Genomic DNA, 5,693 nt, shown 5'->3' on the forward strand with positions numbered 1-5,693 from the left:
ACCTCTGAAAGTATTTTAATCGATTCAGGAAGGCCCATAGTCCGCGATCAGTTACTTGTTGACTTCTTTATGAGAAAGCGCGTAAGCGGAAATGGCATAGATATTGGTGCCTTTGAACTCACGCAGGAGTGATGATATTTAGGAACTGAGTTAGAAGTAAATAGATCTAATAACCCCTAAAGCAACTGACTCGTAAAATAAAATTACACTCTTCTTAATTAGTTAATGCTCAGTATTTTATTTAATTTTGATAATAAAATCTTAGATGGTTTCAATATGAATATTTCAAAACTTTATTTCCCAATTTTGATCGTGTTTATCATTATTGGGTCTTCTTCTTACGGTCAAATTGCGGCTGATGAACAGATCCCTGATTTGAATTATTTCATTGTCCCTGGAACTATGAGTTATAGAACCGACAACTCGAGTTCACCTGGCCTTTCACACCCAGACACGCTCATTAGAGGGCGTTATTATGGATATGATGATGGTGGAGCGAGAACTTGGTGGAATAGCTCTCAGTATAAAGACTTTACTTTTTTTCAACACCCTACCAATCCTAATTGGATTACAGATCCAAATCAGGTAAATAAATTACCAAAAGCTGGAAATGGTGGTTATAATTCAAGTGGTAATCCAAATAAATGGTTAGGCTTAAATTTTAGAATTGCATACCCATCAGAGACCCACTATAATTTAGACACTGCTAGCAGAGAAACGCTTTATCCATTAATTCTATTTATGCATGGAGCAGGAGAACGAGCTGATTGTTGGGGCAATAATTGTTATGGGGAAGATGATCCCAATATGTGGAATAATGACCACAATTTAGTACACGGAGGTAGACAACATAAAGATGCTATTAATAGAGATCCATCTCACCCGAGACACTGGCCTGGTTTTGTGGTATTCCCTCAGAATAAAAATGGTTACAATCCTGGGAGAGGGTTAGATACATGGACTGGTAGAACAATTGCCTTAGTTGAGAAGCTTCTTGAAGTTTATCCTATAGATCCTAATAGAATTTACATTCATGGGTTATCTGAAGGTGCACAAGGTGCCTGGATGCTAATAACTTCAAGACCTGATCTATTTGCAGCAGCTGCACCGATGTCGGGTCATAGAAATAATGGTGCCTTCGACAATGACGCAATCGCAATGGATACTTCAATGATCCACATCCCTATTTGGCAATTTCAAGGAGGAAAAGACAATAGACCAACCCCAGAAGGAACTGGGAATAAAATCAATAAACTTAAAAATTTAGGTGGTACCCCCAGGTATACAATTTATCCAAATTTAGGACATGGCGTTTGGAATACTGCTTATGAAGAACCTGATTTCTTTTCATGGTTTTTACAATATACTAAGCTAACTATTCATTCTTATTATGGCATAAGCGAGGTGTGTGAAGGCGATCCTGTAAATGTTCGCTTAGGAATTTCGAAAGGTTTTGACGGATACGAATGGAGAAAAAATAAAGATGGTGTGATTACTTCTGTAAGTCCATCTCCTGAAAGAGATAATGAAATAATAGCTGATGAGTTAGCAAGTTATCAGGTTAGAATTCAAAGAGACGGAGTTTGGTCGGAATGGTCAGATCCTTATACACTCACATCAAAGCTTAGACCCGTTGCAACTATTGATGCTCAAGGAAGCACGGCCTTACCAGGTCTTGATGGGGCAACGGAAGTTACGTTGACAACACCTCAAGACGGAATATTTTATACATGGAAAAAAGATGGTGTTTTATATTTAGAGGATTCTACTCTTAGTGAAATAACTGTATCTGATCCTGGAGCGTACACAGTAATTAAAAAAGATGCCGGGCTTTGCAATAGTACGGAGTCTGACCCTGCGTATGTGTCAAATGAACCATTTGGCAGTGGCACACCTAATGCTCCAGATAATTTATATGCTTCCGCCAGTTCTGAAAGCTCAATTAACATTTATTGGCAAGATAAATCATTCAATGAAATTGGATTTGAGGTTTATCGCAGTTTAGATAATATAAATTATGAGTGGGTTGCAACCACAGATGAAGATGTGCTACTCTATAATGACGTAATGCTCGATGGTGATACAGAGTATTTCTACAAGGTCAGAGCCTACAATGAAAATGGGGCATCGGCCGCCAGTAACGTGGCATCTGCAACTACGATACTCGATGATCAAAACCCAACAGCCCCATCAGGCTTTAAATTTGTCAGTTTTGATTACACAGAGTACCGGTTAAATATAGATGGCAATAACTACGCTGATGAACATTTCGAAGTTCACCCTGGAAGTGTAATACTTAATTGGAACCCCTCTACCGATAATGTAGGTATTGATAGGTATGATGTATATTTTGGGGACGGCACTTTAGCTGGTACAACTACTGATACCACGATAGTTATCAGTGGTTTAGATCAAAATAGAAATTATAATTTCCATGCAGTAGCTGTAGACAACAATGGTAATTTTTCAAGTCCAAGTAGCTCCTCTGCTGTAACTACTACTTTTGACGGGTTATACTATAATTTATATGCGGGTGGTACCTGGGACGTAATCAGAGAGTTTTCTGATTGGGCTTTATTTGATGACGGTTTTGGAAATATAAGTACCTTTGATATTTATGGAGCCAAAAGTGGCAAATACGAAGACAATGATTATTTTGGATATGAATTCTTCGGGTATTTATATATAGAGACTGAAGGCACTTATACTTTCTCTACGAGGTCTGATGATGGAAGTCAACTGTGGATTGGCAATAAAATGCTAGTTGACAATGACGGATTACACGGAATGAGAACAGTTTCGAGTATAGATACATTATTGACTGTTGGTGCACACCCAATTACTGTCAAATTTTTTGAACGATCAGGTGGACAAGGGTTAGAAGTTAGATATGTAGGCCCAGGTATTCCTAATCAGCAAATACCCGCAAGCGCTTTAAGAAGTGGACCACTCCAGTCAAATACACCACCGGCACCTCCTGCTAATCTAGCTGCAACCGCTCAGGCTGCAGATTATGCAATTGATCTTACTTGGGATAATGCCCCAACAGAAATTGTCATTTTAGGTTCTTCTACAGCAGAAGGCTACGGTTTAGGAGGTGATAAAAGCTGGGTAGACAAATTAGATAGTACACTCCTTGCTCAAAATGCTGTATATAATATTACTAATCTTGCTAAAGGCGGATATAACACATTCCATATTAGAGCAAATGGCAGTGATGGTGGGGGATTTTCTGGAGCTCCAGATGTTACCAGAAATATCACACAGGCGTTATCTCTTAACCCAGATATTATCATTGTTAATTTACCATCTAACAATGTGGCTAATAACATTGACATAAGTACCACAATAAATCATTACCTAGAGTATGAAGGGTTAGCAGATGCTGAGGATGTTCAGATCTTCTTCACAACCACTCAACCTAGAGACTTTAGTGATATGAATAAGCGTCAACTACTCGAAGATGAAGCTGACGCGGTGAGATTAAACTTTGGACAACGAGTTATTGATATTTATGATGAGTTAACAGATTTCTCAAATAATAGAAGTATTAAATCTCAATATGCATTAGGGGACGGTGTTCACTTAAATACAGAAGGACATCACTACATATTCACTAAAGTTTTACAAAAGGTAGGCCCATACATTACAAAATTCGAGGTGTATGAATCAAAAGATGGAGGAGAGTTTAACATTGTAAGAACTAGTGGCTACTCGGCCAATGCTCTTACAGTGGATGATTTAGATCCATCTACTGCCTATGACTATAAGTTAAAAGCTGTAAACATATTTGGGTCCTCAACATTTTCAAATACTGCAAGTGCTGTAACAATAGGTGATAATGAGGCTCCCTCACAACCTCAAAATGTAACATTAAGATCTAAAACTAGTTCCAAGGTTTCGTTATCATGGGATAATTCTACTGATAATGTGGGTGTTGCAGAATATATCATTACCTATGATTTATCTTCAGGTGGAAGTTCAGGTTCTCGAAATTCAAATGCGAAAACTCAAGCGTCTTCTGTAAATTCTCCAAATAACGGTGTTACCATAGAAAATTTATCTCCTGAAACTGAATACTCTTTTACCGTTTCAGCAGTAGATGCTTCTGCGAATAGATCTAGTGAGAGTACGCCATTAATAGTAACTACAAATGCAGAAGGAGCTTTACCTGTAGAATTAATTGACTTCGATTATAGCATAGAAAACGGAATAGTTAATTTAAACTGGAAAACACTTTCTGAAAAGAATAATAGCCATTTTGAAATACAAAGAGGCGCTGATACTTCTAATTTTAAATTGATAGGTGAAAAATCGGGAGCCGGAGATAGTAACTCAGAGATAAGCTATACTTTCAAAGATTTAAATCCACTTACTACCAATTTTTATCGATTAAAGCAGGTTGACTTAGATGGTAAATTTGCCTATTCTAATATTTTAAGAGTAGAAATTGCTGGCGATCCTTTTGAAGACTTGAAATTATACCCGAATCCAACAAACGGACAAGAGCTGAATATAAAAGGACGAGTGCAGACTGCCAATGACAAGGTCTTGATTGAATTTATTGACGTTGTTGGTAAATCTCAGCTTTCCTTAGAAACAGATAATAGAAGTTTAGATGCAGGTGTATCTATAGACTTATCCAGAAGATTGAAACCTGGGATTTATCTTGTTTTATTAACAGATGGAATAACAGTGTCTCAGAAAAAATTAGTTATCCAATAATGAATAATGACTACGATCTAATTGTAGTAGGTACTGGGTTTGCATCTTCATTCTTTCTAAAAAATTATCTTAAGTCTCAACCAGAGAACAGGAAAATACTGGTACTGGAAAGAGGTGAATTTTTTCCTCATGCTAAACGATTAGCTGAAAAGAAAGGAGAGATAGATTTAGCGATTAAAAAGGCCGGGAAAACGTACAATACCGATTCAGATAAAATTTGGGTGTTTGATCCTAATTTTGGAGGCAGTTCAAATTGTTGGACTGGATGCGTACCGCGCTTTATGCCTAATGACTTTCGCATGAATAGTAAATATGGCGTAGGCGCTGATTGGCCTATATCATATGACGATTTATCTGAATATTATAACCAGGTAGAAGAAGTGATGAAAATTGGGGGGCCTATAAACACTCCGTTCCCCAGAAACAAAAAGTATCCATTGCCACCCCAAACACTAAGTAGTGTTGATAAAATATTGCAAAGAGAATATGGTGACTTATACATAAGCCAACCAGCTGCTCGTGCCACAAAGACAGTTGATGGCAGAAATGCTTGCTGCACAAGTGCTGTATGTGACGTTTGTCCGGTTAATGCCAAATTTACTATTGAAAATGGTTTTGCACAGTTATACAAGGATAAGCGTATAACTCTAAAGTATAAGTCACAGGTCATAGGATTGACGACAACAAGTGATATTGCCAAGGAAGTAAACTATATTGAAAATGGTAAAACAAAGAAGGCAAAAGGAGAAACTATAGTACTTGGTGCAAACGGAATATTTAATGCACATATTTTATTAAACTCTGGAGATGATAATCCATTGACTGGTGTTGGGTTATCTGAGCAAGTGGGTGTATTTGCTAGATTATATTATAATGGGTTAGATAATTTAGGAGGGTCTTCCATTATAACAGCAAATGGCTACATGATGTATGATGGTGAGCACAGAAAGGATTACGCTGGCTGCATT

The 5,693-nt window shown here is 37.5% G+C and carries 2 protein-coding genes; both read left to right on the top strand.

The features are described from left to right. The first annotated feature begins 276 nt into the window (after window positions 1-276). Window positions 277-4,725 (top strand): fibronectin type III domain-containing protein, encoded by a 4,449-nt coding sequence (locus tag E1176_RS07430; protein ID WP_185152688.1) that lies wholly within the window; start codon window positions 277-279, stop codon window positions 4,723-4,725. After that, window positions 4,725-5,693, top strand: a 969-nt coding sequence (locus tag E1176_RS07435; RefSeq protein WP_155209974.1) for a GMC family oxidoreductase, incomplete at its 3' end; no start/stop codon positions are given. The genes E1176_RS07430 and E1176_RS07435, both read left to right, overlap by 1 nt.

The organism is Fulvivirga aurantia, assembly GCF_009711475.1.
Classification (GTDB): domain Bacteria; phylum Bacteroidota; class Bacteroidia; order Cytophagales; family Cyclobacteriaceae; genus Fulvivirga; species Fulvivirga aurantia.